Source organism: Pseudomonas sp. (genome assembly GCF_026224925.1).
Classification (GTDB): Bacteria; Pseudomonadota; Gammaproteobacteria; order Pseudomonadales; family Pseudomonadaceae; genus Aquipseudomonas.
In genome coordinates this window covers 1-3,805 of record NZ_JAMFRV010000468.1, presented here as the reverse complement: position 1 = coordinate 3,805, position 3,805 = coordinate 1, and the positions used below count along the sequence as shown (strand labels likewise).

Here is a 3,805-nt window from a genome sequence, read left to right as displayed (position 1 = left end):
GCAATCGCTGAGTTCGATGTCCTCGTAATTGCACGGCGGAGAATCTGCGCCCAGGCTGCGCTTGTAGCCGACCACAGCAGAGGACATGCACAGCCGGGAATTGCTGTCGATATTGTTGGTGCCCACTAGCGCCCGCGCCAGTTTGTTGAAGGCGTAATAGTCTTCAGTCAACAACTGCCCGGACACATAGAACGCAACGCTGTCCGGCCCGTGCTCACGAATGGTTTCGGCGAACACATTGGCCGCGTGGTCCAGCGCGGTGTCCCAATCCGTGGGGCTGCGCGCCAGGGTTTTACCCAGGCGTAGCTCCGGGTAAAGCGCCCGAGCTGTAAGGTCGCCGGTCAGGTGCAGGCTCGCGCCTTTGCTGCACAGCTTGCCGAAGTTGGCCGGGTGTTGCGGATCGCCGCTGACGCCGAGAATGCGCTCGTTGTCATGTTCGATCAGCACGCCGCAACCGACCCCGCAATAGCAGCAGGTCGATGCCGTGATCTGCGTGACGGATTCTGTGGCGGCTGGCGGGCGCATCAGGCAGCGTCCTTAAACGACAGCTGCACGCGGCCATTTTCGACGCGAGCCAAGTGCTTGTGTGCGCAGCCAACGTCAGGCGCTTGAGCATCTCCGCTTTCCAGGTCGATTTGCCAGTTGTGCAGCGGGCAGGAAACACGCTTGCCATAGATCAACCCTTGTGACAGCGGGCCGCCTTTGTGTGGGCAACGGTCGTCCAGGGCAAACACTTCGTCGTCGCTGGTACGGAAGATGGCGATGTCGCCCTTGGGCCCTTTAATGATGCGCGAGCCCAGTGGATTAATGTCTTCCAGAGCGCAGATGTCGTACCAGTTCATGCCAGCACCTCCACAGCAATGCGTTCAAATTCTTTCTTCAGCAGCGGTTGCTCGATGCGTTCTTTCCAAGGGTCTTGCTCGAACGACAGGGAAAATTGCAGGCGTGCATTCAACGCCTGACGGCGGCCAGCATCTTCAAGCACGGCTTTTTTGATGTGGTCCATGCCAACGCGTTGCAAGTAGTGCACGGTGCGTTCGAGGTAGAAGGCTTCTTCGCGGTAAAGCTGCAGGAACGCACCGTTGTACTCGCGCACTTCTTCAGCGGTTTTCAGCTTGACGAAAAACTCAGCAACCTCGGTTTTGATCCCGCCGTTGCCGCCGATATACATCTCCCATCCGGAATCGACACCGATGATTCCTACGTCTTTGATCCCTGCTTCCGAGCAGTTGCGTGGGCAACCGGATACGGCCAGCTTGACCTTGTGCGGCGACCACATGTTGAACAGGTCGTGCTCCAGTTCGATGCCCAGTTGCGTCGAGTTTTGTGTGCCGAAGCGGCAAAATTCGCTGCCGACACAGGTCTTCACTGTGCGGATTGATTTGCCGTAAGCATGGCCGGACGGCATGTCGAGGTCCTTCCAGACGCCCGGCAAGTCTTCTTTCTTGATCCCTAGCAAGTCGATGCGTTGGCCGCCGGTGACCTTGACCATGGGCACGTTGTACTTGTCGGCGACGTCAGCGATACGCCGCAGCTCCGAAGGATTTGTAACACCGCCCCACATCCGCGGTACTACAGAATAGGTGCCATCTTTCTGAATGTTGGCGTGGGCGCGTTCGTTGATCAGGCGCGATTGTGGGTCGTCTTTCGCTTCGCCTGGCCACGTTGAAATCAGGTAATAGTTCAACGCCGGACGGCACGTAGCGCAGCCGTTCGGAGTGCGCCAATTCATGTAACTCATGGTGCCGGCGATGGTCAGCAAATGCTGGTCGCGGATCGCAGTACGGATCTGCCCGTGGTTCATGTCGCTGCAACCGCAGATGGCTTTTTCGCTTTTCGGTTTCACATCCGCCGCGCCGCCCACGGTGTTGATCAGAATCTGTTCCACGAGACCTGCGCAAGAACCGCAGGAGCTGGCAGCTTTGGTGTGCTTTTTCACGTCATCGACGCTGAACAGCCCGTGCTCCTGAATCGCTTTGACGATGGTGCCTTTGCACACGCCGTTGCAACCGCAGACTTCAGCGGTGTCTGCCATGCCCATGGCTTTGTCTTGGCCTTGGTGGCCAACGTCGCCCAGGGCGTTTTCACCAAACATCAAGTGATCGCGAATTTCATTGATTTGAGCGTTTTCGCGAATTTGTCGGAAGTACCAACCGCCATCTGCCGTGTCGCCATACAAACAGGCACCGACCAGTACGTCGTTTTTGATGACCAGTTTTTTGTAAACGCCGCCAATTGGGTCGGAGAGGGTGATGGTTTCAGTACCGTCGCCGCCCATGTAGTCGCCAGCAGAAAACAGATCGACGCCGGTCACTTTCAATTTGGTCGACGTCACCGAACCTTGATAACGGGCAAAACCCAGCTGCGCCAGATGGTTCGCGCACACCTTGGCTTGCTCGAACAAAGGCGCTACCAAACCGTATGCGATTCCACGGTGGCTGGCGCATTCGCCGAGGGCGTAGATGCGCGGGTCATAGGTTTGCATCGTGTCGCTGACAAGAATCCCTCGGTTGCAGGGGATGCCGGATTGTTCGGCCAGTTCGGTGGCGGGGCGGATACCTGCGGCCATCACCACCAGGTCCGCCGGGATCACGTCACCGTTCTTGAATTGCACGGATTTGACTCGGCCTTTGCCGTCGTCGAGCAAGGCTTGGGTCGATTCGTTCAGGCGAAAGTTCAGCCCGCGTGTTTCAAGTTCGGTTTGCAGCAGTTGTCCGGACACCTTGTCCAACTGACGTTCCATCAGCCAATCACCGATGTGCACCACAGTGACGTCCATGCCACGCAATTTTAAGCCGTTGGCGGCTTCAAGCCCCAGCAGACCGCCACCGATCACCACCGCATGGGTGTGGGTTTTAGCGGTGTTGATCATGGTTTGGGTGTCGGCGATGTCACGGTATCCAATAACACCCTCCAGCGTGTTGCCAGGGATGGGCAGAATGAACGGCACCGAACCGGTGGCGATCAGCAGGCGGTCGTAATGGGCTTCGGTGCCGTCATCGGCGATCACCAGGCGCTTGGCGCGGTCGATCTTGATCGCTTTGCGGTTGAGCAGCAGTTGGATGTTGTTATCCAGGTACCAGCTCAAATCGTTTAACACGATGTCTTCGAAGTTTTGCTCGCCGGCCAAAACAGGCGACAACAGGATCCGGTTGTAATTTGGGTGCGGCTCGGCGCCGAACACCGTGATGTCATACAGGTCAGGGCTCAGTTTGATCAGCTCTTCGAGGGTGCGTACACCCGCCATGCCGTTGCCAATCATCACCAGTTTGAGTCGTTTCATGCTGCCTCCGAGAAACCACTAGGGTGAGCTCGACAAATTCCGCGCAAACAAAAAAAGGTGTCCCGCCAGTTACCTGGCGAGGACACCTTTGTCCGGTCCCGTTCTCTCGGGAAGTGCAGCCTTCGACGTTGAAAGCTGCAACGATGTAAATTACTTACTGGAGCCTATGCAGCGGTTGTGCCAAGTTGGGTGGGGCTAGTGTTTGTTGGGGGTTGCAGCGGGTAGGTCTTGAGTAAATCGTGTGTTTGCGCACCCTTATAATGCGGGTTGCGCGCAAGTGGTGCGTTTGGGGGGGGAATGACTGCGGCGTATCAGACCTACCGGGTTAGCTTCTTCGCGAACAAGTTCGCTCCCACCGGATCTCTGGATTACCCAAATCCAGCGTCATACCGAGAATCTGTGGGAGATTCTATGGTGGTGATCAAGCCATAATCGCGCTTTTAGTGTGATATTCGCTCTGATTTTTCATCAGGGAGAATGCCACTCGAGCGAGTTTTCGGGCGAGCATGACCAGTACTTGAG

Annotated in this window: 3 protein-coding genes and 1 pseudogene; all 4 read right to left on the bottom strand. The window is 56.8% G+C overall.

From position 1 onward, the window contains the following. A partial coding sequence (locus tag M0974_RS20205) for a molybdopterin-dependent oxidoreductase (RefSeq protein ID WP_297840778.1) occupies positions 1-525 on the bottom strand: 525 nt, incomplete at its 3' end. After that, the gene (gene nirD / locus M0974_RS20200; RefSeq protein ID WP_297840775.1) at positions 525-842 is read right to left on the bottom strand and encodes a nitrite reductase small subunit NirD; all 318 of its coding nucleotides are present in this window, start codon (positions 840-842) and stop codon (positions 525-527) included. The genes nirD and M0974_RS20205, both read right to left, overlap by 1 nt. After that, positions 839-3,283: a nitrite reductase large subunit NirB gene (gene nirB, locus M0974_RS20195; RefSeq protein ID WP_297840771.1), complete on the bottom strand. Its 2,445-nt coding sequence runs from the start codon at positions 3,281-3,283 to the stop codon at positions 839-841. The genes nirD and nirB overlap by 4 nt, the downstream gene beginning before the upstream one ends. Before the next feature lie 421 nt (positions 3,284-3,704). After that, a pseudogene (locus M0974_RS20190) lies at positions 3,705-3,805 on the bottom strand (IS110 family transposase); the annotation flags it as partial.

What these genes read in the sequence shown, in the direction of transcription:
- nirB (WP_297840771.1), bottom strand. Translation starts at nt 3,283, where the DNA reads ATGAAACGACTCAAACTGGTGATGATTGGCAACGGCATGGCGGGTGTA.
- nirD (WP_297840775.1), bottom strand. Translation starts at nt 842, where the DNA reads ATGAACTGGTACGACATCTGCGCTCTGGAAGACATTAATCCACTGGGC.